The sequence below is a fragment of the Pelotomaculum sp. PtaB.Bin117 genome (assembly GCF_002067195.1).
GTDB lineage: Bacteria > Bacillota > Desulfotomaculia > Desulfotomaculales > Pelotomaculaceae > Pelotomaculum_D > Pelotomaculum_D terephthalicicum.
Genome location: NZ_MVQM01000161.1, coordinates 42,299 through 68,865 on the forward strand (window position 1 = coordinate 42,299; position 26,567 = coordinate 68,865).

General features: G+C 49.3%; 22 protein-coding genes, 1 tRNA gene and 1 pseudogene. 17 read left to right on the top strand and 7 right to left on the bottom strand.

Going from position 1 to position 26,567, the window contains the following annotated elements:
* Window positions 1–74 precede the first annotated feature (74 nt).
* The gene (locus tag A4E54_RS12125) at window positions 75–1,187 is read left to right on the top strand and encodes a BsuPI-related putative proteinase inhibitor (RefSeq protein WP_240083296.1); all 1,113 of its coding nucleotides are present in this window, start codon (window positions 75–77) and stop codon (window positions 1,185–1,187) included.
* A 67-nt stretch (window positions 1,188–1,254) separates the two neighbouring features.
* Here the strand turns inward: A4E54_RS12125 and A4E54_RS12130 are convergent, their stop codons facing one another.
* Window positions 1,255–1,473, bottom strand: coding sequence for an FmdB family zinc ribbon protein (locus tag A4E54_RS12130; RefSeq protein ID WP_240083295.1), 219 nt, complete (start codon window positions 1,471–1,473; stop codon window positions 1,255–1,257).
* A gap of 185 nt (window positions 1,474–1,658) precedes the next feature.
* On the opposite strand from A4E54_RS12130, the gene A4E54_RS12135 reads away from it, so the two are divergent.
* From A4E54_RS12135 to A4E54_RS12175, 9 genes and pseudogenes are all read left to right on the top strand, one after another.
* Complete coding sequence (locus A4E54_RS12135) at window positions 1,659–3,212, top strand: MBL fold metallo-hydrolase RNA specificity domain-containing protein (protein ID WP_286726287.1); 1,554 nt, start codon at window positions 1,659–1,661, stop codon at window positions 3,210–3,212.
* Window positions 3,209–4,027: a peptidoglycan editing factor PgeF gene (pgeF, locus tag A4E54_RS12140; protein ID WP_286726289.1), complete on the top strand. Its 819-nt coding sequence runs from the start codon at window positions 3,209–3,211 to the stop codon at window positions 4,025–4,027. Before A4E54_RS12135 ends, pgeF begins: the two co-directional genes overlap by 4 nt.
* Before the next feature lie 17 nt (window positions 4,028–4,044).
* Window positions 4,045–4,401, top strand: a pseudogene (locus tag A4E54_RS12145) (response regulator); the annotation flags it as partial.
* 1 nt (window position 4,402) lies between these two features.
* Window positions 4,403–5,890, top strand: coding sequence for a two-component system histidine kinase PnpS (gene pnpS / locus A4E54_RS12150; protein WP_240083292.1), 1,488 nt, complete (start codon window positions 4,403–4,405; stop codon window positions 5,888–5,890).
* Between the two features lie 23 nt (window positions 5,891–5,913).
* Complete coding sequence (locus A4E54_RS12155) at window positions 5,914–7,569, top strand: FAD-dependent oxidoreductase (RefSeq protein WP_240083291.1); 1,656 nt, start codon at window positions 5,914–5,916, stop codon at window positions 7,567–7,569.
* A gap of 354 nt (window positions 7,570–7,923) precedes the next feature.
* Window positions 7,924–8,325, top strand: coding sequence for a thioesterase family protein (locus tag A4E54_RS12160; RefSeq protein WP_240083290.1), 402 nt, complete (start codon window positions 7,924–7,926; stop codon window positions 8,323–8,325).
* Window positions 8,326–8,454: 129 nt separating this feature from the next.
* Window positions 8,455–11,937: a helicase-exonuclease AddAB subunit AddB gene (addB, locus tag A4E54_RS12165; RefSeq protein WP_286726292.1), complete on the top strand. Its 3,483-nt coding sequence runs from the start codon at window positions 8,455–8,457 to the stop codon at window positions 11,935–11,937.
* Window positions 11,930–15,769, top strand: coding sequence for a helicase-exonuclease AddAB subunit AddA (gene addA / locus A4E54_RS12170; protein ID WP_312038076.1), 3,840 nt, complete (start codon window positions 11,930–11,932; stop codon window positions 15,767–15,769). The genes addB and addA overlap by 8 nt, the downstream gene beginning before the upstream one ends.
* Before the next feature lie 108 nt (window positions 15,770–15,877).
* A complete protein-coding gene (locus A4E54_RS12175; RefSeq protein WP_240083288.1) occupies window positions 15,878–16,126 on the top strand; it encodes a DUF3243 domain-containing protein in 249 nt (82 codons plus the stop codon).
* A 100-nt stretch (window positions 16,127–16,226) separates the two neighbouring features.
* Here the strand turns inward: A4E54_RS12175 and A4E54_RS12180 are convergent, their stop codons facing one another.
* Together A4E54_RS12180 and A4E54_RS12185 are read right to left on the bottom strand one after the other, a co-directional pair.
* Window positions 16,227–16,784: a spore coat protein gene (locus A4E54_RS12180; protein ID WP_240083287.1), complete on the bottom strand. Its 558-nt coding sequence runs from the start codon at window positions 16,782–16,784 to the stop codon at window positions 16,227–16,229.
* A 180-nt stretch (window positions 16,785–16,964) separates the two neighbouring features.
* The gene (locus tag A4E54_RS12185) at window positions 16,965–17,384 is read right to left on the bottom strand and encodes a hypothetical protein (RefSeq protein WP_240083286.1); all 420 of its coding nucleotides are present in this window, start codon (window positions 17,382–17,384) and stop codon (window positions 16,965–16,967) included.
* Window positions 17,385–17,647: 263 nt separating this feature from the next.
* Here A4E54_RS12185 and A4E54_RS12190 point away from each other — a divergent pair, with 263 nt between their 5' ends.
* Together A4E54_RS12190 and A4E54_RS12195 are read left to right on the top strand one after the other, a co-directional pair.
* Complete coding sequence (locus tag A4E54_RS12190) at window positions 17,648–18,997, top strand: ATP-binding protein (RefSeq protein WP_240083285.1); 1,350 nt, start codon at window positions 17,648–17,650, stop codon at window positions 18,995–18,997.
* A 14-nt stretch (window positions 18,998–19,011) separates the two neighbouring features.
* Window positions 19,012–19,194 (top strand): hypothetical protein, encoded by a 183-nt coding sequence (locus tag A4E54_RS12195; protein ID WP_240083284.1) that lies wholly within the window; start codon window positions 19,012–19,014, stop codon window positions 19,192–19,194.
* 64 nt (window positions 19,195–19,258) lie between these two features.
* On the opposite strand, the gene A4E54_RS12200 is transcribed toward A4E54_RS12195, so the two are convergent.
* The 3 genes from A4E54_RS12200 to A4E54_RS12210 all read right to left on the bottom strand — a co-directional run bounded on the left by A4E54_RS12200 (window position 19,259) and on the right by A4E54_RS12210 (window position 22,008).
* Window positions 19,259–19,501, bottom strand: coding sequence for a hypothetical protein (locus tag A4E54_RS12200; RefSeq protein WP_240083283.1), 243 nt, complete (start codon window positions 19,499–19,501; stop codon window positions 19,259–19,261).
* Between the two features lie 143 nt (window positions 19,502–19,644).
* A complete protein-coding gene (locus tag A4E54_RS12205; protein ID WP_240083282.1) occupies window positions 19,645–20,472 on the bottom strand; it encodes a hypothetical protein in 828 nt (275 codons plus the stop codon).
* A gap of 147 nt (window positions 20,473–20,619) precedes the next feature.
* Entirely contained in the window at window positions 20,620–22,008 is a 1,389-nt protein-coding gene (locus A4E54_RS12210) for an ABC transporter substrate-binding protein (RefSeq protein WP_240083281.1), read from the bottom strand.
* Window positions 22,009–22,511: 503 nt separating this feature from the next.
* On the opposite strand from A4E54_RS12210, the gene A4E54_RS12215 reads away from it, so the two are divergent.
* Entirely contained in the window at window positions 22,512–23,381 is an 870-nt protein-coding gene (locus A4E54_RS12215; protein ID WP_240083280.1) for a TIM barrel protein, read from the top strand.
* 78 nt (window positions 23,382–23,459) lie between these two features.
* Here the strand turns inward: A4E54_RS12215 and A4E54_RS12220 are convergent, their stop codons facing one another.
* A complete protein-coding gene (locus A4E54_RS12220) occupies window positions 23,460–23,936 on the bottom strand; it encodes a general stress protein (protein ID WP_240083279.1) in 477 nt (158 codons plus the stop codon).
* A gap of 224 nt (window positions 23,937–24,160) precedes the next feature.
* Here A4E54_RS12220 and A4E54_RS12225 point away from each other — a divergent pair, with 224 nt between their 5' ends.
* The 4 genes from A4E54_RS12225 to A4E54_RS12240 all read left to right on the top strand — a co-directional run bounded on the left by A4E54_RS12225 (window position 24,161) and on the right by A4E54_RS12240 (window position 26,567).
* Window positions 24,161–24,619 (top strand): pyruvoyl-dependent arginine decarboxylase, encoded by a 459-nt coding sequence (locus A4E54_RS12225; protein WP_286726293.1) that lies wholly within the window; start codon window positions 24,161–24,163, stop codon window positions 24,617–24,619.
* A gap of 32 nt (window positions 24,620–24,651) precedes the next feature.
* Window positions 24,652–25,479 carry a polyamine aminopropyltransferase gene (gene speE, locus A4E54_RS12230; protein WP_240083278.1) on the top strand — a complete coding sequence of 276 codons (828 nt, stop codon included), beginning with the start codon at window positions 24,652–24,654 and terminating at the stop codon, window positions 25,477–25,479.
* A gap of 15 nt (window positions 25,480–25,494) precedes the next feature.
* The gene (speB, locus tag A4E54_RS12235) at window positions 25,495–26,367 is read left to right on the top strand and encodes an agmatinase (protein WP_240083277.1); all 873 of its coding nucleotides are present in this window, start codon (window positions 25,495–25,497) and stop codon (window positions 26,365–26,367) included.
* A gap of 126 nt (window positions 26,368–26,493) precedes the next feature.
* Window positions 26,494–26,567 (top strand) — tRNA-Asp (locus tag A4E54_RS12240).

Consider the following 26,567-nt stretch of genomic DNA (forward strand, 5'->3'; position numbering starts at 1 on the left):
GTGGCATTTTTGGGTTTTACACATAAGATGTAAAAAAATGTGTCTAGATCTAATTTGGAAGGAAGGGAGACATTATGGCAATAACTTATACAGTTCAGACAGGAGACACCTTGTTCCTGATCGCCCGGCGTTTCGGCACCACAGTGGAAAGAATTATTCAGGCTAATAGCATTGCTGATCCTAATACAATATTTGTAGGACAGACTCTGACCATTCCGGAAGATGAAGGGGGCGCGGAAGCCAGTGCAACGGCAGGAAACAGGGCAACACGTCAGGTAAGGGGCGTTCGCTATGTTTTATACACAAATAAATCGGTGTACCGGCGGGGCGAAGATGTGGTAATCACTTTGGTTAAAACCAACGTGAGCGGTAGAAATGTCACGCTTCGCTACCGGAATGCCCAACGCTATGATTTTGTGGCCAGACGCGGTCAGACTGAAATCTGGCGCTGGTCCCGTGGACGTTCTTTTGCCCAGGTAGCTTCAAATGTTACCCTCAGATCAGGCAGCAGCCAGACTTTTCAAGTAACCTGGAACCAAAGAAACAACCGCGGCCAGCAGGTGGCGGCAGGCGACATAACCATTGAAGGATATAACGTTGCCCGAGGTTTTGAGAACGTGGCCGTGTCCGTTAATATTAGAATCCGCTCAGCTGTTGAACCGACACCCACACCCACACCGACAGTTGCTCCCACCCCTTGCCCGGGAGGAAACATTTTAGTTAATCCTAATTTTGAGGATTGGCCTCGGGCGGCTTCTTTCCCGCGGGGCTGGACGGGAAGCAACCTGTACCGCAGCACTCTCTCCCATACCGGTAATTATGCCGCCGAGCTTGGCGCAGTTCATAACGAAAGCGCTGTATTGTCTCAAAAGGTAAATATAGAGCCTGGGAGAATATATGAACTAAGCTGGCGGGCCAGGGAGAATATCCAGCCGGGCGGCGTGGGAAGATTCGTTTTATTTGTTGAAATCATTTATACCAACCGGGCCGGGAATTTTGTCGGTAGAACTGAACCAAGATATTCACAGGAGAACATACCGAATAACGCTTACCAAAGATATAGCCTTTCCACTGGACGTGTGCCCGCGGGAGCCAGGATCGCCGAAGTAAGATTTACCTTCGAGCCGTCGGGAAACAATAACAATACGGTTAAGATTGACGACGTTGAATTGCGTTGCCTATTCTAGAATCATTTTTCTACAAAAACAGCAAGGAGGCAGTGTTTCCGCCTGCCTCCTTGTGCATTTCTTCAGGCTAATGTCCGCAAGTGCTGCAATTTGAAGAACCGCAGGTGCTGCAGCCGGCATCCCCGCTGTTTACCCCACCGCCGGCGGCGCGAAAAGATGACATCACCCGTTTGGGGGATGCGGCGCCGCAACTGGGGCACCTTAAGCCTTCACCGCTTTCATCCAATTGGCATAGCTTTTCGAAACGACTACCGCACCCGGTGCACCGAAACTCGTAAATCGGCATATGAATTACCTCACTTTAATCAGCAATATTACTTTTCTAGAGTATGCCATTTGGGGTTGCCATGTCAAGCGGCCGTTACTTTTTATCTGAAAAAAGAGGGATCAAGGGTTGTGGAGAGGAATTATCTTATATACATTATTTAGTTTCATATACCTGCTAATGTGGGAAGAGGGGGAGGGACTCTAATGCAACTGCAATTTTTGGGAGCGGCAGGCACGGTAACTGGTTCATGCTACCTGCTGGACACGGCAAATACTAGAATAATGGTTGACTGTGGGATGTTCCAGGGACCCAAAGAAATCAGGGAACGTAATTACGGCAAAATCCTTGCGCCTCCCGGCAGTGTTGATTTCTTGTTGCTCACTCACGCACATATTGATCATAGCGGCTTGATACCCAAGTTCGTCAGGTATGGTTTTCGCGGCAAAATAATCACCACCGCTCCCACAGTGGAGTTGTGCGAGGTCTTACTGCCCGACAGCGGGCATATTCAGGAAATGGAGGTTGAACGCAAGAACCGCAAAAACCGTCGCGCCAACAAAGCTATGATAGAACCTGTTTATGATGTGAGGGACGCGTACAACAGCCTGTCTTCTTTTAGCCCGGTTTCATATGATGAAATAGTCCAGCTAACACCTGAGATCGGAGTGCGGTTTGTTGACGCCGGTCATATTCTCGGATCAGCGATGATCGAGTTGTGGGTTAAGGAAGGGAACGACGAGATTAAACTGGTTTTTTCCGGCGATATCGGCAGGAAGGACCAACCATTGATAAAAGACCCGTCAATAATCAGTCAAGCTGATTATGTGGTCATGGAGTCGACCTATGGCAACCGCATGCATGAGCAAAACGAAGATGAAATGGAATTATTGCATGAAGCAATTTGGGAAACCTATAAGAAGGGTGGTAATCTTATTATCCCCGCTTTTGCCGTTGAGCGCACTCAGGATCTGCTTTACCACCTCAGTCTCCTCGCGGAGGCGAAAAGGATGCCGCCAATGGCGATATATATCGACAGTCCGTTAAGCACGGCCGCGACCGCGGTTTTTCAGCACAGCCAGGCGTATTTCGACCAGGAAACGCTTGATTTGATCAAAAGAAGCGGAAACCCAATCAATTTGCCGGGGATAAGATTCACCAAAACCGCCGAGGAGTCCAAGTCCTTGAACAACGTCAGCGGCGCCATTGTTATTTCCGCCAGCGGTATGTGCGAGGCCGGCCGCATCAGGCACCATTTGAAATACAACCTTTGGCGCCCCGAATCAACCGTGCTTTTTGTCGGCTATCAACCGCCCGGCACTCTCGGGCGGCTAATTTTAGACGGGGAGAAGACAGTGCGGATATTTGGCGATGAAATAGCTGTCCGGGCCGATGTCAGGTCGATCGATGGTTACTCGGCGCACGCCGACCAGGCGGAATTAATGGAGTGGGTCAGGGGCTTTCAAATACCTCCGAGAGAGATTTTTGTAGTACACGGTGAACCCGATTCCTCCAACGCCTTAGCCGGTTTAATTCGTGCTGAGCTGGGTTTTAACGCCACGGTTCCTACCTGGCGGCAGACCGTTAATCTTATTGCGGCAAGCGCGGCGGATCCGCTTAGAACCGTATATGCCTCGCTATCATCTAAGCTGCGTAATCTTCTTGATTGTGATTTGCCGCAATCTCAACGGGAGGAAATAATTCGGCGCATGACTGATTTGGAAACTTACTTGGACGAGGGATTGAAAAAAACAGGATGAGAGGCTTTGTTACTGAAGTAAAAAATCACTTGCAGTTTTATCAGATCCCCATGTTTGAAGCCACCGGCCAGGTGAAGCATGGATTTACCACCCGGGGCGGCGGTGAGAGCCGGGGGCCGTATTCATCATTGAACACCGCTTTTCACGTCGGTGACGCTGTTGAAAACGTGCGGGCGAACAGAGCGCTGGCCTGCCGCGCCCTGGGTATAAACCCGGATGATATCGTGGCCGGCAGGCAGGTGCACGGCGACAATGTTGAAGTGGTGGTTTTGAGCGATAAGGGAAGAGGCGCCAGGGTATTTGAAGATGCGCTGCCGGATGTTGACGCCCTGGTCACTGCCGTGCCGGGTGTGCCTCTATCCAGTTATTATGCGGACTGCGTGCCGATTTTCCTTCTCGATCCGGTTCAGGGGGTGGTGGCGCTGGCCCACGCCGGATGGAAGGGGACGGTTGCTAAAATAGGTTTAAAAACTGTTCAAAAGATGGTTAAGGTATGCGGAACTAATCCGGCGGACTGTCTGGCCGGCGTGGGGCCTTCCATCGGGCCCTGCTGTTATGAAGTGAACGGGCAGGTCATCGGGTTGTTTAAAAAAAGCTTTTCCAACTGGGCGGAATTAGCGGAATCCATACATCCCGGAAAATGGCGCTTGAATTTATGGAAGGCTAATTACCACACCCTCCTGGAAGCCGGCTTGCCGGAAAGCAGCATAGCTATGGCTGGCGTTTGCACTTCCTGCCGGAATGATCAGTTCTTTTCTTACCGGGCTGCAGGAGGGATAACCGGTAGGATGGCGTCGTTTATCATGTTGAAATAGATGAAAGGGTGATCAAGATGCCAAGGATATTGGTGGTCGAAGATGAAAAGAATATCCTTGAATTAGTCCGCTTTAATCTTGAGCGGGAAGGTTATCAGGTATTGACTGCCCTGGACGGCGTTCGAGGGCTTGAACTTGCCCGGACTGAAGCCCCGGATTTGATCTTGCTGGACGTCATGTTGCCGGAAATGGACGGCCTGGAAGTATGCCTGGAACTGCGTAATGATACGATGACTAAAAGTATTCCGATCATTATGCTCAGTGCCAGGGCCGAGGAACTCGACCGGATGCTGGGGCTGGAAATGGGCGCTGATGATTATGTGACCAAGCCTTTTAGCCCGCGGGAGCTGTCGGCTAGAATTAAAAACAGACTAAATGAGAACAAACATTGAATGCCTGCCGGATGGAAACCTTACCGGTGAAATATGGCCGGGGCAGGTACGGTTTAAGGAGGATTGGGAAGTGTCACCCGTTGCAAAACCATTCCTTGGGATAGGATGGAGACCACTGATTAGTTATTTTTTTCTCTTCCTGGGTTTTTTAGCCCTGGCGCAGCTGTATGCCCTGCATAAACCCATTCTTTGGGAAATGGGAGTTGTCGTTTTTATCAGCGCCGCGATACTTGCCTGGATCACTTACAGGCGTTTGATTAACCCTATTGAGGAAATGTCTAGTATCGCCCAGGATATGGCCAGGGGCAACCTGGAACAGGAGATACGCATCTTCGCACAGGACGAGACCGGCGACTTGGCGCGTTCGATCAATTACCTGTCCAGGGAGCTGAAAAAAAATATTGATGATGTTATTTCGGAGAAAAACAAAGTCCAGGCGATTCTAGCCAGCATGTGTGACGGTGTTATCGCGATGGACAATTGGGGCCGCGTAATTCTCGTCAACCCCATTGTGGAAAAGTTTTTCGGCACTACTCAGGAAGCAAGCAAAGGCAAAAACATACGCAGAGTGATCAGAAACAGCGATTTTGAAAAGGTGCTGAACCAATTTCTTGAAACCGGGCGGCCGGTGCAAAAACAAATTCAGCTTATGACGCCTGAACCTCGTTTATTCCGTGTGCAAGTGACCCCGCTCATGGATACTGGCGTTGACGGGGGCGGGATGGTGGCGCTGCTGAGGGATTTTACCGGCAGAAAGAAATTAGAGGAAATGCGCAGTGAGTTTGTGGCCAACGTTTCTCACGAACTACGGACTCCTTTAACTTCAATCAAGGGCTTTACTGAGACACTGCTGGACGGCGCCCTGGAAGACGCGCAGACAACCAAGCATTTTTTAGAGATTATCTACGTTGAGTCGGAGCGGTTGACCAGGTTAATTGATGAATTGCTGAACTTGTCCAAAATTGAGGACCATAAGGTGGCGCCTGACTGGCAACCGGTGTCCATGCATGAATTAATGGAGCGTACCGTGGCAATTTTTAAACCTCGCGCAGCGGAAAAAGACTTGAACATAGAAGTTGTCCTTCCTGAAAAACTGCCGATGGTGCACGGGGATCCTGACATGCTCGGACAGGTTTTAATTAATTTAATCGACAACGCGGTGAGTTATACTCAAAACGGCGGGATGATTCGTGTCAGTGCCCAATCTAGTGGAGACAAAGTCAAAGTCGAAGTCCAGGATAACGGAATAGGCATCCCCGAGGACAGTATATCCAGGGTGTTTGAGCGCTTTTACCGCGTGGACAAAGCACGTTCGAGGGAGCAGGGAGGCACCGGGCTCGGCTTGTCTATCGTGAAGCATATTATCGACGTTCATCATGGCAACGTACAGGTTAAAAGCAAGGTGGGCGAGGGCAGCACTTTTACCTTTGAACTGCCTGTTAACGGGCATAATACAAGTACCGTTGTTTAAAAACTTGCCGGGAGGAGTATTGTATGCCGACGAAAATATTGGTTGTCGGCGGAGTGGCAGCCGGTGCCAGCGCCGCCGCCAAAGCCCGCCGGACAGACGAAGCCGCGGAAATAATTATTCTCGAACAAGGCCCTTTTGTTTCTTTTGCCAACTGTGGTTTGCCGTATTATGTGGGACGGGTCATACCGAAAAGAGAAGACCTCCTGATTACAACTCCGGAAAGATTTAAGGACCATTTCAACATTGAAGTGCGACTTCAACAAAAGGCTTTATCTATTGACCCGGCAGGGAAGCAGGTGGTCGTAAAAAATTTGGCTGCGGGAGAAGGATACAGGGAAAAGTACGACAAGCTTATTCTTGCCACAGGCAGTGCCCCTGTGCTGCCTCCCCTGGAAGGTTCCGGGCTGGCAAATATCTTTCATTTGTGGACCATACCGGATGCCGACTCAATAAGCGCTTTGCTTGCCGGTCTGGGTGCGCGCACCGCTGTAATTATTGGCGGCGGCTTTGTTGGTCTGGAAGCCCTGGAAGCCCTGCTTGCCCGCGGTTTGGAAGTGTCTTTGGTGGAAATGCTGCCCCAAGTTCTCCCGGCGTGGGACCCGGAAGTGGCAGAATTGGTGGCCGGCCACTTAAGAGATGAGGGTATTCAAATGATCCTGGGGGATGGCGTCCGCCGTTTCTTGGGGTCAGGTATTCTGCAGCAGGTTGAGTTGAATAGTGGCCGTATTCTGCAGGCCGATCTGGCCGTGTCGGCAATAGGTGTACGGCCGAGGTTGGAACTGGCCCGGGAGGCTGGTCTGAAAATAGGTGTGACAGGCGGGTTGGAAGTAAACGAAAAGATGCAGACCAGTGATCCGGATATATACGCCGCCGGTGATATCGTTCAAACCAGGCATCTTGTATCCGGACGACCGGTCCGCTTACCCTTGGCCGGACCCGCAAACAAGCAGGGGAGAACGGCCGGGGCTAACGCCGCGGGCGGCAACATGGAATTTCGGGGAGTACTGGGGTCCGGTATTGTCAGAATCGGTAAGTTGACGGTGGCAAAAACCGGGTTGAATGAGCAGGAAGTGATCGATGCCGGATATCAATACGATATTTCTTACACATACCCCCTGGATCATGCCGGCTATTACCCCGGAGCTAAATTTATGTTGATAAAATTAATGGCTGATAAAGAAACCGGGCGTTTGCTGGGTGCTCAGGCCGTTGGTTATCAGGGCGTGGATAAACGCATTGATGTTTTGGCGACAGCAATGGCCGCCGGTTTTTCGGTAAAGGACATGGAGAATTTGGAGCTGGCATATGCGCCGCCTTATTCATCCGCCAAAGACCCGGTGAGTATGGCCGGCATGGTGGCATCAAATATTCTGCGGGGCGAGGTTCCCACCCTGACGGCGCGGGACTTGCGGCGGGAGCTAAGCAACAGCGCGGATATACAGCTTGTTGACGTGCGCACCACCGAGGAATTCAATCAAGGCTATATCTCCGGGGCGGTCCATTTACCGCTTGACCACTTTCGTCAGGATATCAGCCGGCTGGACTCCCGGAAAAAGACCGTCGTATATTGCCGTAGCGGTTACCGTTCTTACCTGGCGTTAAAAATTTTGCAGCAAAGTGGTTTCCGTGAAGTATTTAATCTCAGCGGGGGGTACATGAACTGGAGCGCGGCATTATGAAAGAACACCCGCCGTTACGCGGGTGTTTTAGTATAATAGAATGGGTACAAGGTAAACATCAATTTGATCTTGTTCCGCCGTACTTTGTTCTTTGGATTTAGCAAGTAAAGCGTTCATAAATGTTCCCCCTTCCCCTAAAAAATTTAGATTATTTTTTATTATCATATTATCAGAATATTTAGAATGAGTCAATATGAACATTGTAGAAAAAATTTAAATAAAATGACCTGAATTAATACAGGAATAAAATTATATTACAAATTTATTCTATGATAAAATTATGATATAATATGTTTAATTCTTGTGATTCGTTCAAAAAATGTTAACTGATTGGATATATCTGGGAGGTATAGCATGTTGCGTGAAATAAAGGTTGGCATTGAAGGAAAAGCCTCGACTGTAGTAAATAAGGGTAACACGGCCATGGCTTACGGGAGCGGAGCGGTAAATGTATTTGCAACGCCGGCTATGGTCGCACTGATGGAAAAGGCCGCCCTTTCTTCGGTTGACCCGTTGCTGGACGCAGGCTATACCACCGTGGGAACGAAAATTGAGGTCAAACATATGGCCGCAACTCCTATGGGCATGAATGTCACCGCCACCTCCCGGCTGGTGGAAGTGAACGGTAAGCGACTTTTGTTTAATATTGAGGTGAAGGATGAAGTAGACCTGGTTGGCACCGGCGTACATGAGCGTTTCATTGTTGAGTTGGCGGGCTTTATTAAGCGCGTTGAAGGCAAAGCGGCAAGCAAATAGAAGCATTAATTACATAATCATAATATAAGGTTCTTTTTGATCTTGCTCCTCCATTAGGAGGATTTTGTTTTTGTGTGCCGAACATATGCTCTATTACATTTAAGGGATGTTTTGCTTATAGGATGGTGAATGAAAACCATGACTTTGCGCTTTATTATCGGCAGGGCCGGGGTAGGGAAAACCCGCGCCTGCCTGGACGCCGTCCGGCAAGAACTCCTGGCCGGGCCGGACGGACCGCCGCTGATTTTATTAGTGCCGGAACAGGCAACGTTCCAGACAGAATACGCTCTGGTCTCCTCCGCCGGAGTCAAAGGCTTTATCCGCGCTCAGGTGCTCAGTTTCCGGCGCCTGGCTTACCGGGTGCTGTTGGAAGTAGGCGGCGCCGCCCGGGCGCATATTGGTGAGCTTGGCAAGCGGATGGCACTGCGCCGCTTGCTGGAACAGCGGCGGGGAAATTTGAAGGTATTTGGACGGGCGGCCGGACAGCCTGGTTTTGCCGATACCCTGGCCCGCACTTTGGGTGAAATGAAAACCTACTGCATTACGCCGGCAGACCTGGCCGCGGGCTTGGACGCCCTGCGTGAGCAGGGAGTGCAAAGCCTGCTGACGGATAAGCTTGAAGACCTCTGTCTTTTATATGGTGAATTGGAAGCTTATTTGGCCGGCCGTTTTACCGACCCGGACGATTACCTGAGCCTGCTGGCGGCCCGCCTGGAAAAGTCGGCGGCGATCAAGGAGTCGGAAATCTGGGTGGACGGCTTCATCGGGTTCACACCCCAGGAATACCAGGTGTTGGCCGCTCTTCTGCGATCGTCGCGCCGGATAAATGTCACTTTGTGCGCCGATCTGGCCGCAATGAGTGGCAGCCTTGATGATAACGACCTATTTTACCCTTCAAGGGAAACTTACGATATCTTGTGCGAAATAGCGGCCCGGGAGCGGGTGCCGGTTGAACGCCCGCTGACACTTGAGCAAAAAAAGAACCGGTTCCGCAATTCCTCCATCACTTACCTTGAAGAAAACTTTTTCCGCCGCCCGGCGCCGCCCGCTAAAAACACCGGCGACGGGGTGGTGCTGGCGGCTGCGGCGAGCCGCCGCGCTGAAGTGGAGGGGGTGGCGCGGGAAATAATAAGCTTGTGCCGCGACCAGGGTTACCGCTACCGTGACATTGTCGTGCTGACAAGAGATCTGGATGCTTATGACCATCTTATTGCTGTTGTTTTCGACGATCATGGTATCCCCGTTTTTGTGGACCGGAAGCGTCCGGTGATGAGCCATCCCCTGATTGAGCTGGTCCGTGCGGCGCTTGAGGTGGTAGTGAAGGACTGGACCTATGACCCGGTATTTCGTTATCTGAAAACCGACCTCATTCCGCTTGCCCGGGAAGAAGTTGATTTGTTGGAAAACTATGTGCTGGCGCACGGCATCCGGGGCAGCCGCTGGGTTGACGCCAGACCTTGGGAGTACCGGAGACGGCTGACGCTTGAGGAGGATCTTGAGGTTTCATCAACGGAGGTCCGGGAATTGGAGGAGATCAACCGGATTCGCCGGACGGCGACGGCAGCGCTGGCCGGCTTCCACCGGGCGGTCCGGCAGGCCGGTAATGTACGGGAGATAACAATAGCGCTATTTAACCTTTTGTCCGAGCTAGAGGTTCCTGAAATGCTGGAAGGCTGGAGCCGGCGGGCTGAAACACAGGGGCTTCTGGAGGTGGCCCGGGAGCACAGTCAGGTGTGGGATATGCTGACGGCTTTGCTGGATCAGGTTGTGGAGACACTGGGCGACGAGGTTTTAAAGCCGGCGGATTATGCCGCGGTACTGGACGCCGGTTTTGAAAGCATGCGACTGAGCTTGATCCCGCCCGGACTTGACCAGGTAGTGGCCGGTTCCCTGGATCGTTCCCGCAGCCCACAAGCCCGCGCCTCTTTTATCATAGGCGTTAATGAAAGTGTGCTGCCCGCCCGGATAACGGGGCAAGGGGTCCTGTCCGAAACGGAAAGGGAATGCCTGCAGGCGATCGGGTTGCCTTTGTCTCCCGGTGTCCGCCGGAAAGTTTTTGACGAGCAATACCTGGTTTATATCGCCCTGACCCGATCGGCGGAGCGCTTGATTCTCAGCTACCCGTCGGCGGACGATGAGGGCGGGGCGAATATGCCCTCGCCGGTGATTGCACGGGTTAGGGAACTATTGCCTGGCGTTGAGGAAAGGGTTTGGGCGGTGGAGCCGAACGCGGCCGGTACTGAAGACCTTGAGTTTGTGACAAACCCCGGCCGCTGCCTGTCTTATTTGGCTGTTCAAATGAGGGAAGCCAAGGGTGGCCGCTCCTTAAATCCCATCTGGTGGGATGTATACAACTGGTTTGCGCGGGGGGAGCGGCGGGAGGAATGTACCCGCGCGTTATCCGGTCTATTTTACAACAACAAGGAAGACAGGCTAACTCCCGGCGCCGCGAAACTCCTGTACGGGCAGCCGCTGAAAACCAGCGTTTCCGGTATAGAAAAATTCCGCTCCTGCCCTTTTGCCCATTTTTTATCTCAAGGCTTGCGGCTGCGGGACCGGCCTGTTTTCAGGCTGGGCGCCCCGGACCTGGGACAATTTTTTCACGCGGCGCTAAAGCTTTACGGGGACCGGGTCCAGGAAATGGGATTGGATTGGGGTGAACTAAACCAAAAAGACTGCCGCAAGTTGGCCGGGGAAGTGGTGGACTATCTCGCTCCCAGGCTGCAGAACGAAATACTGCTCAATTCCGCCCGGCGGCGCTACCTCACCAGGAAAATCAAGCGCACCGTGCAGCGTGCGGCGCTGGTGCTGTCTGAGCACGCCCAGCGGGGGAAATTCCGCCCGGTCGGGCTGGAGCTGTCTTTCGGGCTGGAGGGTGAATTGCCCGCCGTAACCTTTATTCTCTCCGACGGCAGTGAGATGGCGGTAACCGGCCGGATCGACCGCGTTGACGCGGCTCGTGGCGACGCCGGGATTTACCTGCGGGTAATTGATTACAAGTCGGGCCGGGTGACCATAAATCTCTCGGACATCTTTCACGGCTTGAAACTGCAGCTGTTGACCTACCTCGAGGTGGCGCTGCGGCAGGCGGACCGTTTGGCGGGTGGGCCGGGCCTGCCCGGCGCGATTTTTTATTTCAGCCTGGACGACCCGTTAATCAAAACCAGCGGTGAAATTCCCCCGGACGAGGAGCTGGAAAAAAGCATTCTCAGGAAAATGAGGATGGAGGGTATGCTGCTCGCCGACCCGGCCGTTGTCGGGATGATGGACAGCGGGCTTTCTGGCCCCTCAGACCTGATTCCGGTGCAGCTAAAGAGAGATGGTGATTTTGCCGCCCGCTCCGCTGTTCTCACCGGACAGCAGTTTGAATTGCTGCGGGCTTACCTGCGCATGCAGTTATTATCCGCCGGGAACGACATTATCAGCGGCGTGGTGGATATCGCTCCCTATCGCCAGGGGAATTTCCGCTCGTGTCAGCACTGCCTTTTCAGCCCGGTTTGTTCGTTTGACGAACTGGTGGAAGGGAACGCCTACCGTCAGATCGCGCCGGTACGGAAAGACATCATATGGGGCAAGCTGGCTGAAATACTGGGGGGTGAGCACGTTGAGTAACGGCGGGCCGCGGGAACAATTTGAGAGCATGGAGCGCAGCTTGATCAGTGCCAAAGTTAAACAAAAAGGCAAAAGAGAATGGACGGCGGAGCAACTCGAAGCCATGAACAGCCGTAACGGCAATTTGCTGGTGGCGGCCGCCGCCGGGGCCGGTAAAACAGCGGTCCTGGTGGAACGGATCATTCGCCGGATTACCGACCTGACGGCGCAGACCGATGTTGACCGCCTGCTGGTGTTGACTTTTACCAATGCCGCGGCGGCTGAAATGAGAGAGCGCGTCGGCCGCGCGCTTGCCGCGCATATCGACGAACACCCGGGATCAAAACATTTAAGTAGGCAAATGTCTTTGCTCAACCACGCCAGCATCGGCACCATTCACTCTTTTTGCCTGGATGTTATTCGTCAGCATTTTTACCGGATTGACCTGGATCCGTCTTTTCGGGTAGCCGATGAAACCGAGGCTGCTTTAATCCAGGCGGAGGTGTTGGAAGAGCTTTTTGAGCGCCGTTACAACGCCGGTGATAACCTCCCTTTCAACACATTAGTTGACTGCTATGGGGGAAAGAGAGACGACACGGATTTGCAGGCGCTTGTTCTGGAATTACACAGATTTGCCCGCAGCATGCCTCAACCGGCAAAATGGCTGGAAAAACTGGCGGCGGGTTTCGACATGCCGGAGGATATCTTATTCGACCGGCTCCCCTGGAGCGCATCCTTAAAGAAGGCGATTGCGCTTGAGGCGGCCGGGATTGTCGCGACGCTTGAAATGGCTATCCGGCTGGCCGGCAGGGCAGGCGGCCCGCGTGCATATATAGACACCCTTGAGGCTGACCGTGACGCAGCGCTCAGTCTGGACCGGGCTTGTGCGGCGGACATGAGCTGGGCCAGTCTTTATTCCATTATTAACACAATTAGTTTCGGCAAATTAAAGGCAGTTAGAGATGCCGGGGTCGAGCAGAGCTTAAAAAAACAAGTGACTGCTTTACGTGATTATGCCAAAAAACAAATAAAAACTCTTAAAGATGATTATTTCTCCCGCCTTCCGGAAGACTATTGCGCCGATCTGCGCGCCGTTGCCCCGCTGGTAAAGGAGCTAACGGAACTGGTGCGCGATTTTGATAAAGCGTACCAAGAGGCCAAAACGGCTAAAGGGCTGGTTGATTTCAACGACCTGGAACACTATTGCCTGCGAATTTTGTCGACTGCCGGACCGGATGGGTTGGCTCCGTCGGAATTGGCCCTGGAGCTGCGGCAGCGCTTTGTGGAAGTGCTTGTGGACGAGTACCAGGATACGAACGCGGTTCAAGAGGCAATATTGCGGCTGGTGTCACGGCAGGGTGAAGCGCATCCGAATTTGTTCATGGTCGGGGATGTCAAACAAAGTATTTACCGCTTTAGGCTGGCGGATCCCGGCCTTTTTCTGGATAAATACTCAAAGTATCCGTCGCAGCCGGGCGGCCCGGAGCGCAGGATTGATTTGGCCAGAAATTTTCGCAGCCGCCGGGGAGTAGTTGACGCCGTGAACTTTATTTTTCGCCAGTTGATGTCTCCCGCAGTCGGCGAGCTTACCTATAATCAAAGGGCGGAACTGATTTATGGCGCTGATTATCCTGCAGTTGACGGGAGAGTGACGGCAGAGGACGGAACAGTGGAAGTGTATTTGATTGAGCGCGGCAAACAGGCTGAAAACCCCGCAGAAGATGTTATTGCGACGGACGGTTCCGGAGATGACAAGTCAGATGATTCCGGAGAACCGGAGGCGGACCTGGACGCGGTGCAAATGGAAGCCTGCCTGGTAGCGTCCAGGATTGAGGAAATTGTCGGTAATGACCCGGCAGGAGGGGCGGGAACGCTGATTTACGATAATGATCAAAAAAAATACCGCCCGGCGGTTTACCGTGACATAGTGGTGCTTTTGCGCGCCACCACCGGTTATGCCAACAGCTTCCTGGAAGAATTTCGGCGGATGGGGGTGCCTGCTTACGCCGAACTGGCTACCGGTTATTTTGAGGCGACTGAGGTTGAAACTATTCTCGCATTGTTAAAAGTAATCGACAACCCGCGCCAGGATGTGCCGTTGGCCGGAGTCTTACGGTCTCCTGTGGTCGGGCTTAACGCTGGGGAACTGGCGCAAATCAGGCTGTGCCGGCGCCAGGGCGATTTTTTTGAGGCGGTGGTGTCCGCGGCGGCGTTGATGAAAGGGGCAATTTCGGACCGTTTAACATGTTTTCTGGAAAAGTTGGACGGGTGGCGCACTACCGCCCGGCGGGGAACACTGGCCGGATTGATTTGGACCCTCTACCGGGAGACAGGATACTATGATTTTGTCGGAGGACTGCCTGGCGGCGGGCAGCGGCAGGCTAATTTGCGGGCGCTGCACCAGCGGGCGCAGCAGTATGAGACCACCGGGTTCAGAGGGCTGTTTCTCTTTCTCCGCTTTATTGAGCGTATTCAAGACGGCGGACGCGACCTGGGGGCGGCACGGGCTTTGCATGAAAAAGAAAATGTAGTGCGGCTGATGAGTATACACAAAAGCAAGGGGCTGGAGTTTCCGGTGGTCTTTGTGGCCGGGTTGGGTAAGAAATTCAATATGAAAGATCTGAACAAAACAATGCTCCTGCACAAGGATTTAGGTTTGGGGCCGCAGTTAATTGACGCGGAGAGAAGAATTACTTATCCTACGATAGCCAAACTGGCTATAAAGCACAAATTAAAAATGGAAGCTTTGGCTGAGGAGTTAAGAATCCTTTACGTGGCCATGACCAGGGCGCGAGAGAAGTTGATTCTGGTCGGCTCGGTCCGCAATCTCCCGGCGCACGCCCGCCGCTGGTGCGGTCCGGTGGCGGCGGCGGGGTGGGCTTTGCCGGACGGTGAACTGGCCGGGGCAAGTTCTTGCCTGGACTGGCTGGTTCCGGCTCTTGCCCGCCATCAAGACGGCGCGGGAATAAGAAAACTGGCGCTGTGTGATGATCAGCCCCCGGCGGCGGTGGCAGGGGACTCCTCACGCTGGGCGGTATTTTTTAAGGGTGGAGGCGCCGCTTCAGAACAGGAAAAACCATCCGAAAGGGAGTTATTAAGTCAAGTCCGCCGGATGGAGCCGGTGGACACGGACAGTCGGTTTGCCGGGATTGTGAAAAGCCGGTTGGAATGGAAATATCCTGATTTGGGGCTGACCGGCTGCGCGGCAAAGTCTTCAGTAACTGACCTGAAACGAAGGTTTGACCGGCAAATTGTGGAGGATGAGGGAGCATCCCTGGATTATCGTCCGCCTATTGGCAGGCGGCCGGTTTTTATGCAGGAGGAACATGGCTTGACTGCCGCTGAAGCAGGCTCAGCCCTGCATCTGGTAATGCAGAATCTGGATTTGACACATGTCGCGGACGCCGCGGCAATTAAGAAGCAGGTGGCAGTGATGACCGGGATGGAAATACTGACATTGGAGCAGGCAGATTCAGTGCCGGTAGAGAAAATCATGTTTTTCTTCAAATCGCCGCTCGGCAGGCGTGTGCTTTCTGGAAAAAAAGTTTTCAGGGAACTGCCGTTTACCTTGTCGTTGCCGGCCGGGGAGATCTATTCCGGACTTGCCGGTGATTCCGGCGAGGTAGTGTTGGTGCAGGGCATCATTGACTGCCTGGTTGACGAAGGTGACGGCTTGTTGTTATTAGATTACAAAACCGACCGGATCGGCAAAGACCAGCTTGAGCAGGTGATGGCGCGTTATCGCGGCCAGTTGAACATCTATGCCAGGGCGGTGGAAAATATCTATGGGAGTAAGGTAAAGGAAACATATTTATATTTGTTTAATCTGGATCTAGAAATAAGATGCAGCTGACCTGCTCAGTATAGCATGACTAAAAAAACGATAGAAGGATAAAATATTTGTAACTAATCAGAAGTCAGATTGAGAGAATGGCTGAAAAACAATCGTGGAGGTGTGCGTATGGAAGCGGATATATCCTGGAATATGTGGAAAAAAACTCTGGGTAAAGCCGTGAAAACCGCGGATTTAGTAGGCGTGTCCGATGATACGGTAGATAAATTCGCTTACCGGCTTGGGGACTTCTTTGCGAACAATTTAGACCCGGCAAATAGAGAACAGCGACTACTGAAAGAATTATGGGAAGTCGGCGAGGAGGGAGAGAAGAAGGCCTTGGCCAAAATGATTACCAGGCTCGTTGAAAATACATAAATGAGGAAACACCCCTGGCAGTAATGAAGTGAACCCCAGTCCGTTTTCCGGGGTTCACTTCATTACTACCAGGGGTGTTTAAATTTCAGTTATCTCTAACCTAGCTGATTTGTCCCATGTTAGCCGAGGTAAAACCACTTACCATGGTTTGTGTGGTCATATCTTTCATCGTCGGCACTTGGTAATATTGTTTCTGGTTCATATAATTCCATACTTCATATGCCTGTTCAGAACAATTAACGGCCCCTTGCTGAAGCATCCGCCTCAAATGCGGATCTGCACATTCCAGGGATGCAATCGTTTTAACAAGAGCTGATGCTTTGTGGCACCCCAGCATTCCACTGGCAACGTCCCTGTCATCCATTTCATTCATTGAAACATTAGGCGCTTGTGGCTGAGGATTCTGCAGGCCATAGGAAGGCGACACGTTTTTTACGGAACGATAAGGAATTGATTCACCTTTCCCACGCTGGTTGATAGTTTGGACCATATTATTGTACTCTTCTGTCATGAATTTAATTTGATTATTCAAGATAGAGCGCAACTGTTGATCTCTTATATGAGGACTATAAAGCTGGAACTGATTAATACCGTCAACGGTGGCTGTCAGAACCTCGTGTAATTCCATCACTTCGTGTGCGCCTAAGCTAGCGGCCATATTGCACATTCTCCCTTCCATCATTGTATGATTAAAACTATTATGTTTAATATCATGGAAATTATTCAAAAAAAAGCAGTAAAACCAAACCTTGTGTCAGTTGACAGATCGGTTTTACTGCTCATATAAACAATATGCAAATTCTATAACCAGCCTCTCGCTGAAGCTGCTGTTTCGGAACTATTTCCAGCCTGCGTCTTCAAACCAATACTGGGTTATTCCATTGCTATCCTTATATTGATGAACGATATAATCTTTATCCGGGTCAAGGTAGAAGTAGTGACTTACACCGTTGTCATCCACATAAAAATATCTTTCAAAGTCTCTGTCATAATTCCAATGACTGCGCAGGTTTCTTGTATTATACTGGTGTAGTATTCTTTCTAGCTGCGCAATTCTTTTTTGATAATAATCATAATGATTTTTGGCATAAGAAACTGCTTTAATCTTGTACCAACTGTAACCGTAATTGCTGTGAGACGAATGACTAATCTTAGAATCATTATGGGTACCACGATCTCTCGACTGACTGGCAAACGCCGTTGAAGATAGGGCGGTTGAAAGGATTAGTGCCATTGCCAGCAAGACTATTTTTCTCATGTTGCCGCTCAACTCCTTTAAATGGTGAGTTTTTTTGTACATTAAATAATATAAATAAGCATGAAAATAAGATCAATGCGAAATTAGTGGTAAAAACGATAGCAAATACCTGAACTAAAATATCTTTTCCAAATGATCATACCTGTGGTTGAGGCAGTCGTAATATTTTGCGGCAATTGCACGGCCTTAAATTCTTTTATGATATAATTGAAAATGAATCGCTTATCACATAATGCTTTGGTATTTGACAGAGGAGTGGTTTAGTGCGCAATCATTTAGCGAAAAATTATAAGACAGCCTTGGATTCGTTAACGGTTTACCGCGGTATTCTAAAAAATCCATTGATTAAAAAACTTTATATTTTGCTGGAAAAACTGTGCGCGGTGGGCGAGGACTTTGATGCCCTGCTCATTGAATACAACAACTTTTTTTACCACCTGTCACAAGCTGATGAATACCGCAATTTCAAGCACTATGTAATTACTTGTGTTTTATACGACGAAAATGCTTTTACGCGTATCGCGGAGAAACACAGTTTTGCAGATATTGATATTCCACTGCTGCGAACTGTGGAGAATGACCTGGAAAATCTCCACAAGGTGGCAATGTTGTCATCCAGGGAGCTGAAGAATATTATTTTGAGCGGTTATGCCGCCAAATATAATTCAGAAAAAAATACAGCGGAAAAACTTCCTGAATGGGACAGCAGTTTAAATAGCGTACGGGATGGGCGTCTCAATATATACCAAATACTGGACCAAAATCAGTCCTGGGCGAATTGTATCAAGGCACTGGCTGAATTCCACAGAGCCAATGGCGCGGGAAACTTCGCCCGGTATGCAGGCTTTATTTGGGAAGAGCAGTCGGATTTTCATGGCTTAAAAGGACTTGCATCGACAGATCCGGTGAGATTGTCCGATTTAGTGGGTTATAACGCGGAAAGACAAGTTGTGTTGGATAATACCATGTTCTTTTTAAAAGGTCACCCGGCAAACAACGTTTTGCTTTATGGGGACCGGGGCACAGGCAAGTCCTCCACCGTAAAGGCTCTTTTAAACGAATTTGCCGCGCAGGGCTTACGGATAATTGAAATTCCCAAAAAATATCTTGAGGATTACCCGAAGATTATCAGATTGATTCGCAATAGACCGCAAAAATTTATATTATTCATTGACGATCTGAGCTTTGAGGACAGTGAAGAAAGTTTCACCGCATTAAAGGCGGTTTTAGAAGGCGGCTTGGAAAGCAAGCCGGTGAATGCCGTGATATACGCAACCTCCAACAGGCGTCATTTAGTTAAAGAGAAGTTTAGTGAAAGAGCGGGCCTGTCGTCCGGCAACAATGACGAGGTTCGCGCCGCCGACACCTTGCAGGAAAAGCTGTCCCTGGCGGATCGGTTTGGCATTGCCGTTACCTTTTCAACTCCTGACCAGAAAAAGTATCTTGAAATAGTTGAAGGACTTGCTTCTATTAGAAACATTGATATTGATTCTAAGACATTGCGCGATGAGGCTCTTATATGGGAAATGGAGCACAATGGCCGTTCACCCCGCACCGCGAGGCAATTTATCGATTGGCTGGAAGCGAAAATCAAGGGTGATGACGGAGAATAAGGAGGCTTAATAAAATGTGTGGTTTGCCCTTATGGTATTTTTACAGCAAAGAGACGCCGATGAACAAGCAGCTAGAGGCAATATTAAAACAGGTGGACCTTTTACCCGCGGATCAGCAAAGAGAACTTCTCCGAATTCTGCAATTATTGCTGACGATAATACCTCAAACAGATCCGGGTGAGGTTGATCCTTCCTAGCCCGGCTGCTTTATTCCGGGGACGGTAAAATATTTGCCCCGCGGATTTAACGCGGGGCTCATGACTACGAAATCTTTTGGACTGCCTCTTGCTGCTTATGCTTTCTCCCGGCGATCTCTTCAGCGTAGTCTGTGGAGATGAGGTAAAGGCTGACCCAAAGATCATGTTCGTTGGCTTTGCCTTCAAGCTCGTGGGACAGTTCTTTAAATCTCTTTTCCACCCTGTCTTTAAATGCTGAAAATTCTCCCAGCAATTCTACTATATCGCGTTGGCTGTATGAGGCACCTTCCCTTAATACTTTTGCCAAGCCGACTCCCCCTTGTTATCAGCATTTGTTTAGGTAATTATAACTTAATTGGTAATTAGTGTTAAGGGTGTAATTTGTCTTTTCGTGCTGTTTCCAAAAAAATAAGGGGGGATGTCCCCCCGTTTGCCTTAATAGTATTTTTATTAGAAATTGCTGAACTGGCCGATGTTTTGGCTGCTCATTCCCATTAAGGATTGATTCGCGAGGCCGGTGCCCATCTGCCCGGAAGTGCTGAGTTGACTTGAACCGGAGGTGGGTATATACTGGCTTCCGGCAAATCCGCTTACTCCATACTGGCTTGGTGTGTTTTGATAAGAAACGGGATGTGCGGGTGCAAAGACGTAGTTGCCCGCGCTGGTGCCGGAGAAGCCGCCTTGTGATAATCCAGTACCCAAGGTAGTGCCGCTGTATGTGTTGGTGCCGGATGCGCTCATTCCCAAGTTCCCTTGCGAACCCAGCATTCCCTGATTCGCCATGTTGCTGATTTGCTGGTTGGTGGCGAAATCGTTGCTGCTGAATCCTAGTCCGTAACGGTTAGCCGCCATTGGGCTGATTTGTTGATTGCGCGCGTATTCATCTGATTTGTTACCGCCGAACTGGGAGCCGAAAGTTCCAAAAGCAGGCTGGCCGTATTGACTGGTGCTGATAGAGGGGTTATAGCTGCCGAACTGCCCTGTGCTAATTTGGCCCGGGTAAATACCGGCGCTGAACTGGCCGGTTTGCATGCCGGCCATTTGCGGGATTTGCTGAGCTATACTGCTGATTACATTAACGTCCTGGCTTAAACGGCTGCAGAGTTGCTGAATAGCCTGCAGCTGTTGTGTCGCGGCGTTTTCACTTTGACTCATTTGCTGAAGCTGCGCCGCGTGGTTGGCTTCCGAGCGCTGTAGCTGCCCTGCGACTTGACTGATGCTGTTGACTTCCTGCCGCAAATCTTGAATCTGTTTGTGAAGCTGATAAATTTGATCCATTGTTTTTCCCCCTTGCTAGATTTAGGCTTAATGTGCCTTTTGTAATATTATTCTACTTTATGCAGCAGGTTATTACTGGAAGATAATGGTCTGACAAAATCGCCCTAATGGCTGCGCTGCTCCAACCCGAGTAAACTTATAGTCTATTTACTTTCTCTTTGTTACAGTGGCTAATGAATTGTTTTCGGTGGACAGGAAAAACCCTTCTATACTTGGTGATGTTGCCGCCAGGCTGACGCTGTTGTTAAGAAAGACCCATGGCGCGTCTTGAACAATAGTTTTCACAGCTTTGCGGTATAGTTCCTCCCGTGACAGGCGATCATTATCTTGCTGGGCTTTTATTAATAGCTGGTCAACGTCATTGTTGCGGTAATGAGAGATATTCAGACCACTTTCAATCTGCGATGATGATAATAAAGTGTATAGGAAGTTATCTGGGTCTCCATTATCACTGATCCAGCCATAAAGAAAAGCGTCGCCTTCTGCATTGAATAATGCCTCTTTATACTGCTGCCAGGGATAGGCTTTTATTTCCACGTCAATGCCTGCCAGCGCTAAGTCCGACCGGATAGCCGCGGCCAGTTTTTCCCCCCCGGCGGGATTATATACTCTGGTGTTTGTGTAAGTAATAATTGTTATTTTAGTACCTTCCGCCAATCCGTTGCGGGTGAGCAATTCCCTGGCGCCGTCAGGGTCGTACGGGGGGGGACGGGTACCCGGGTCGTAACCCAGGACACCGGGAGGCAACGGACCGTTTGCCACGTGTGCACCCGAATGGAATAATCTTGTTATTATTTGTTCCCTGTCGATGGACATACTTATCGCCCGCCTGATTTCAGGGTTGTCAAAAGGTTTCTTATCAGTGAAAAATCCGAGGTAGCTTAGATCCAGACCTGTTTTTTTAATTATTGAATAGCCGCTTTGCTCTAAAAGCCGGGCATCTGAAGGAGTGATTCCATCAATTATATCAGCCATGCGCATTTTTAATGACAGTGACCTTAACCTGCTGTTTTTGACGACCGTAAATACCAATCGGTCGTATTGAGGCTGCTTCCCCCAGTATTCAAGGTTTGCGTTTAAAATTAGTTTTTCTCCTTTTTCCCAGCTTCCGAATTTGAACGGTCCCGTGCCAACGGGGTTGGCGCTAAAATTATCTCCTAAAGCTGAAACGGCGGCGGGGCTTACTATAGGCGCCGCCGCCGGCATGGCCAGATTGTTTAAAAAAGGCGCGTAAGGATACTTAAGAGAAAACTTAACCGTATAAGAATTAATGGCTTTTACACTCTCAACCATACCGAAGACGAAGGGGGCGTAAGCCATGTCCTCTGTGCGGTTGGGTAACATCTGTCTTTCCACGCTGAATTGCACAGCCTCAGCATTGAAAGGTGTTCCATCGTGAAACTTAACGTTTTTTCTCAGGTAAAAAAACCATTCCCGTCCGTCCGCGGATACTTGCCAGGTTTCAGCCAGGCAGGGTTCTATTTCGGTTGTGCCAGGTTTGAAACGGACAAGGCCCTCAAAAATATTGGAAATCACTTTATTGGACTCCTCGTCTTGGGAGACGGCCGGATCAAGTGTAACAGAGTCCCCGCCTCTGGCGTATAAAAGGGTGCCTGTTTTTTTAAAAAATAATCCGTAAAACAGCATATTGTCAGTAAGGCACAAATGCAAAGCTGTAATTATAATAATAAGGAATATTGGTATTAATACCAGTTTGCGCGAACTATGTTTCAGCAAAATACCACCTCGATAATTTTATTGAATAATAAATTCTGTATAATATGTAAAAAACCTCCATTATAGATTATGAAAATTATAATATTTTTCTAACCAATAGAGGTATAATTAAACTATTATTAAGTAAAGGCTTGGGGGAGCAGTCTTAACAAGCACTTAAAATAGCAGGAGTTGATGAACTGCCCCGCCATCGGTTCTACCGTGATTGTCCCAGGGTATATCCCAAAGGCCAATTACCTGAAAAATAAATATGACCAACTGGAAATTATACCGTTGGCCATATCATACAAGGAGTTGGTAAAATGAACGTTCGCTTTGGACCGGCGGGGGCTTCTGCTTCTTTTTATGCCGAGAAGCATAAATCTTCCCTCGAAATGCCGGAATGGCTGGATAAACGTGGTTTAAACGCTTTTGAATACCAGTGCGGCAGGGGGGTGCATATTGGGGAAGAAATGGCAGCCCACCTGGGGAAACTGGCTGCGGAGCATGGAATACAATTAAGTATTCACGCTCCTTATTACATTAATTTAAGCGCAATAGACCCCGAAATGCAGGTTAAAACAAAGAATCACCTCTTAAAAACATTGAAAGTCGCGCGGGCGATGAGCGCTAAAACGGTTGTATTTCACCCTGGAGCGGCGAGTGGTGGTAACCGTAAAGAAATACTGGCCAGGGCAAAGAAGTTCCTAAAAGAGATTTTGGCGGAGGTGAAAAAAGAGGGGCTTTCCGGTATTATTCTTGCTCCGGAGACAATGGGTAAAAAAAACCAGCTTGGTTCGCTGGACGAGGTTTTGGAGTTGTGTGAGTTAGGTGAACAGCTTAGGCCCGCCGTTGACTTCGGGCATATTCACGCGGTAACCGGCGGTGGATTAACAGATAAAGCTTCTTTTGCCGAGTTGCTGGATACTATAGAGAAAAGACTTGGACTCTTTTATCTGCAAAATCTTCATATTCATTTCAGCCCGGTTGAATTTACCGCTGGTGGTGAAAAGAGGCATCTCACCACCATGGACAATAACTGCGGGCCGGATTTTACACCGCTTGCCGAGTTATTGGTAGAGAGAAATTTATCGCCTACAATAATTTGTGAATCAGATGAACGGCAGGCGGAAGACGCAATAATTTACCGGGATATCTATTATAAGTTTTTAAATGCGAGTTATAAAAAATGAAATGGGACGTGTCAGGCAGGATACATTTAAGCTGTTAGCGCCTTAGTTTCACGTCCCACGAAAGTTATTCCGGTTAGTTTAGTGAGTTTCTACATCCTTTGCTCCGTTTTTACGCATGATTCCGGCAGCGTCTTCAATTTTCTTTTCATCTGTGCGGACGGAAGCCAGGATTTTACCTTCCTTCACTTTGCCTTCATAATATCTGCCGCGTTCAGACGGAACACCCCAGTCAATCAGACCGCCTGCTATGCCTCCTGTGGCTGCGCCCGACAGCAGGCCGGCAATAGGACCGGCTGCAAGAATCGGCCCGATCCCTGGAATAACCAGGGCGCCCGCGCCCATAGCCAAGCCGGCCAAGCCCCCCAGCACGCCGCCCGTGCTTACTCCTGAAGCAATGCTACCGCCAGTTCCTTTGTTTTCTCCGGTGTCGCCAGTTTTACTTTTATCAGCGGCCAGCACCGATATTTCTTCGTAAAAACCACGTCCACGAAGCGCGGAGACTGCTTTTTCCGCCTGGTCCCTAGAGTCAAATAATCCGACAACAGTTTTCAGCAAATTAGATCCCTCCTGCAAATATTGTTCCAACATCCTTATCCTGCCACATTAAAACAATATTATACTATAGTTTGTAGTAAACAATAATTTTTTAAGGAGATAACGAAATAACCGGTTCATTTTTTTTTCAGTTTTGATATAATATTGTATGTTTGCAGACTATGACTTAATAAAACAAGGAAAATGTTGTATAGCTAAATAATTAATTTACGGAGGTTTGAGAAATGCTGCCAACCCCTAAGAAATTTTTTGTGACTGCTGGCAGTGCGGAAGGGAAAAGTAATTTGACTGCATTTGATAATGCATTGTTAAAAGGTAGAATTGGCAACCTAAATTTAATGCGGGTATCCAGCATCTTACCTCCTGGAGTACAGTATTGCCCGGATATGGAAATACCCCCAGGCTCGCTTGTTCCCACGGCTTACGGATTCATTATCAGCGATGTCCCTGGTGAATTGATTGCAGCGGCGGTTGGCGTGGGCTTTTCAAAAGATACTTTCGGAGTTATAATGGAATTTTCCGGCAAGTGCAGCAAGGCTGACGCGGAAATGAAAATTGAAAACATGTTGAAAGAAGCGTTTGAAACCAGAGGAATGGAATTGGTCGGCACCAAAGTAGCAGCCACGGAACACCGTGTGGAAGAGATTGGCTGCGCCCTGGCTGCTGTTCCGCTCTGGTATTAAATTTTATTAATGTATGTGGAGGTGCCGTCACTTTGGACTTATGGTTTGAAGAGTACCAGACAAAAGATATGGTTATTTCCTGCCGGGTGTTGCGCACCATTCATCAGGAAAAAACACCTTTTCAGGAATTGGCTGTGCTCGATACAGTTGAATTTGGCCGGATGCTCGTATTGGACGATGTCATTCAGACAACGATAAAAGACGAATTTGTCTATCACGAAATGATTGTTCATGTGGCTCTGGAGACACATGCCAGGCCGGTAAAAGTGCTTATTATCGGCGGCGGCGACGGAGGGGCGGTAAGAGAAGTTGTCAAACATCAGTCAGTAAATAAAGTTGTCCTCTGTGAAATTGACGGCGCCGTGGTCGAATCGTCAAAAAAATACCTGCCTGAAATTAGCTGCGCTCTGGAGAATCCTAAGGTAGAAGTTGTGATCGATGACGGGATCAAGCACGTCAGGAATAACAAGAACACTTATGATATTATCATTATCGATTCCACAGATCCCGTTGGGCCGGCGGAAGGGCTTTTCAGCGCCGCTTTTTACCGTGACATCTACAATTCACTAAATGAAGACGGTATTTTTGTCGCTCAAACTGAATCGCCGTTTTTTAACGGTAGTCTGGTCCAAAGGATTTTTAAAGATGTTTCCGGCATTTTTCCCTTGGCCCGCCTTTTCCTGGCCAATGTGCCAAGTTACCCCGGCGGATTGTGGACTTTTACCATGGGCTCCAAGAAATATGATCCGCTTGATGTGGATATTAAAAAAATAAAAAATATGGATACGAAGTTTTACAGTCCGGCTATTCATCGTACTTGCTTCATTTTACCTCCTTTTGTAAAAAAATTGCTAAAGTAGTCAGGAGGAGAAAGATTGCTGGATCTAGTTGAAAAATACACTGGATTCATCGGATGTACGGACAGCTACGAACATTCCGGATTAATAATTATCGGAGCTCCTATGGATCTTACGGTAAGCTTTCGGCCAGGTACTCGCCTTGGCCCGCAGCAAATTCGCCGGGTATCGCACGGGTTGGAAGAGTACAGCATCTATCTGGGCAAAGATTTAGGCGATTACCGTTATTACGACGCGGGGGACGTTTCCTTGCCGTATGGCAACATTCAGGAAGGTTTGTCCCGAATCGGCAGGGTAGTATCTAAGATATTATTCGACGGCAAATTCCCGCTTGTGCTCGGCGGTGAACATCTGATCACCCTGGCTGTGCTGCGGGAAGTTGTAAAATTACACCCTGATGTGGCTGTGGTTGTTTTTGACGCTCACGCCGATCTGAGAAATGAATATCTCGGTGAAGAGTATTCTCATGCCACTGTAATGAGGCGGATTATAGAAGTTATCGGCGGTAAAAATCTTTACCAGTTCGGAATTCGCTCCGGTATCAGGGAGGAATTCGCTTTTGCCTCTGAGAATACGAATATGTATATAAATGAAATCATACCGCCATTGCAGGAGGTTCTTCAGCAATTAAACGGCAGGCCGGTTTATGTATCACTGGATATCGACGTGGTGGACCCTGCTTACGCCCCCGGTACCGGGACTGCCGAACCAGGCGGCTGTACATCCAGGGAAATCTTGAAGGCAATTCACCTGTTGGGTGAATTAAATGTAGTTGGCTTTGATTTAGTCGAGGTAAGTCCGGTCTATGATATAGCGGAACAAACTGCTCTTCTGGCTGCGAAACTTGTCAGGGAAGCAATAATTTCGTTCGCCCGGCCTTATAATCGTTAAGAACGGGGTTATAATATTCAATATTTGATTACGTGTTAACAAAAAAATATTTGACTTCAATCAACAATTTCGCTATACTAAACAATGTCAATGATAAGGATTCGCTAAATTATCATAATTGGAATTGGAGCTGTGGTGTAGTGGCCTAACATGCCTGCCTGTCACGCAGGAGATCGCGAGTTCGACTCTCGTCAGCTCCG

Bases quoted from the DNA above. Each gene is read 5' to 3' on its own strand.
- A4E54_RS12125 (WP_240083296.1), top strand. From the start codon at position 75: ATGGCAATAACTTATACAGTTCAGACAGGAGACACCTTGTTCCTGATC.
- A4E54_RS12130 (WP_240083295.1), bottom strand. From the start codon at position 1,473: ATGCCGATTTACGAGTTTCGGTGCACCGGGTGCGGTAGTCGTTTCGAA.
- A4E54_RS12135 (WP_286726287.1), top strand. From the start codon at position 1,659: ATGCAACTGCAATTTTTGGGAGCGGCAGGCACGGTAACTGGTTCATGC.
- pgeF (WP_286726289.1), top strand. From the start codon at position 3,209: ATGAGAGGCTTTGTTACTGAAGTAAAAAATCACTTGCAGTTTTATCAG.
- pnpS (WP_240083292.1), top strand. From the start codon at position 4,403: ATGAGAACAAACATTGAATGCCTGCCGGATGGAAACCTTACCGGTGAA.
- A4E54_RS12155 (WP_240083291.1), top strand. From the start codon at position 5,914: ATGCCGACGAAAATATTGGTTGTCGGCGGAGTGGCAGCCGGTGCCAGC.
- A4E54_RS12160 (WP_240083290.1), top strand. From the start codon at position 7,924: ATGTTGCGTGAAATAAAGGTTGGCATTGAAGGAAAAGCCTCGACTGTA.
- addB (WP_286726292.1), top strand. From the start codon at position 8,455: ATGAAAACCATGACTTTGCGCTTTATTATCGGCAGGGCCGGGGTAGGG.
- A4E54_RS12175 (WP_240083288.1), top strand. From the start codon at position 15,878: ATGGAAGCGGATATATCCTGGAATATGTGGAAAAAAACTCTGGGTAAA.
- A4E54_RS12180 (WP_240083287.1), bottom strand. From the start codon at position 16,784: ATGGCCGCTAGCTTAGGCGCACACGAAGTGATGGAATTACACGAGGTT.
- A4E54_RS12185 (WP_240083286.1), bottom strand. From the start codon at position 17,384: ATGAGAAAAATAGTCTTGCTGGCAATGGCACTAATCCTTTCAACCGCC.
- A4E54_RS12195 (WP_240083284.1), top strand. From the start codon at position 19,012: ATGTGTGGTTTGCCCTTATGGTATTTTTACAGCAAAGAGACGCCGATG.
- A4E54_RS12205 (WP_240083282.1), bottom strand. From the start codon at position 20,472: ATGGATCAAATTTATCAGCTTCACAAACAGATTCAAGATTTGCGGCAG.
- A4E54_RS12215 (WP_240083280.1), top strand. From the start codon at position 22,512: ATGAACGTTCGCTTTGGACCGGCGGGGGCTTCTGCTTCTTTTTATGCC.
- A4E54_RS12225 (WP_286726293.1), top strand. From the start codon at position 24,161: ATGCTGCCAACCCCTAAGAAATTTTTTGTGACTGCTGGCAGTGCGGAA.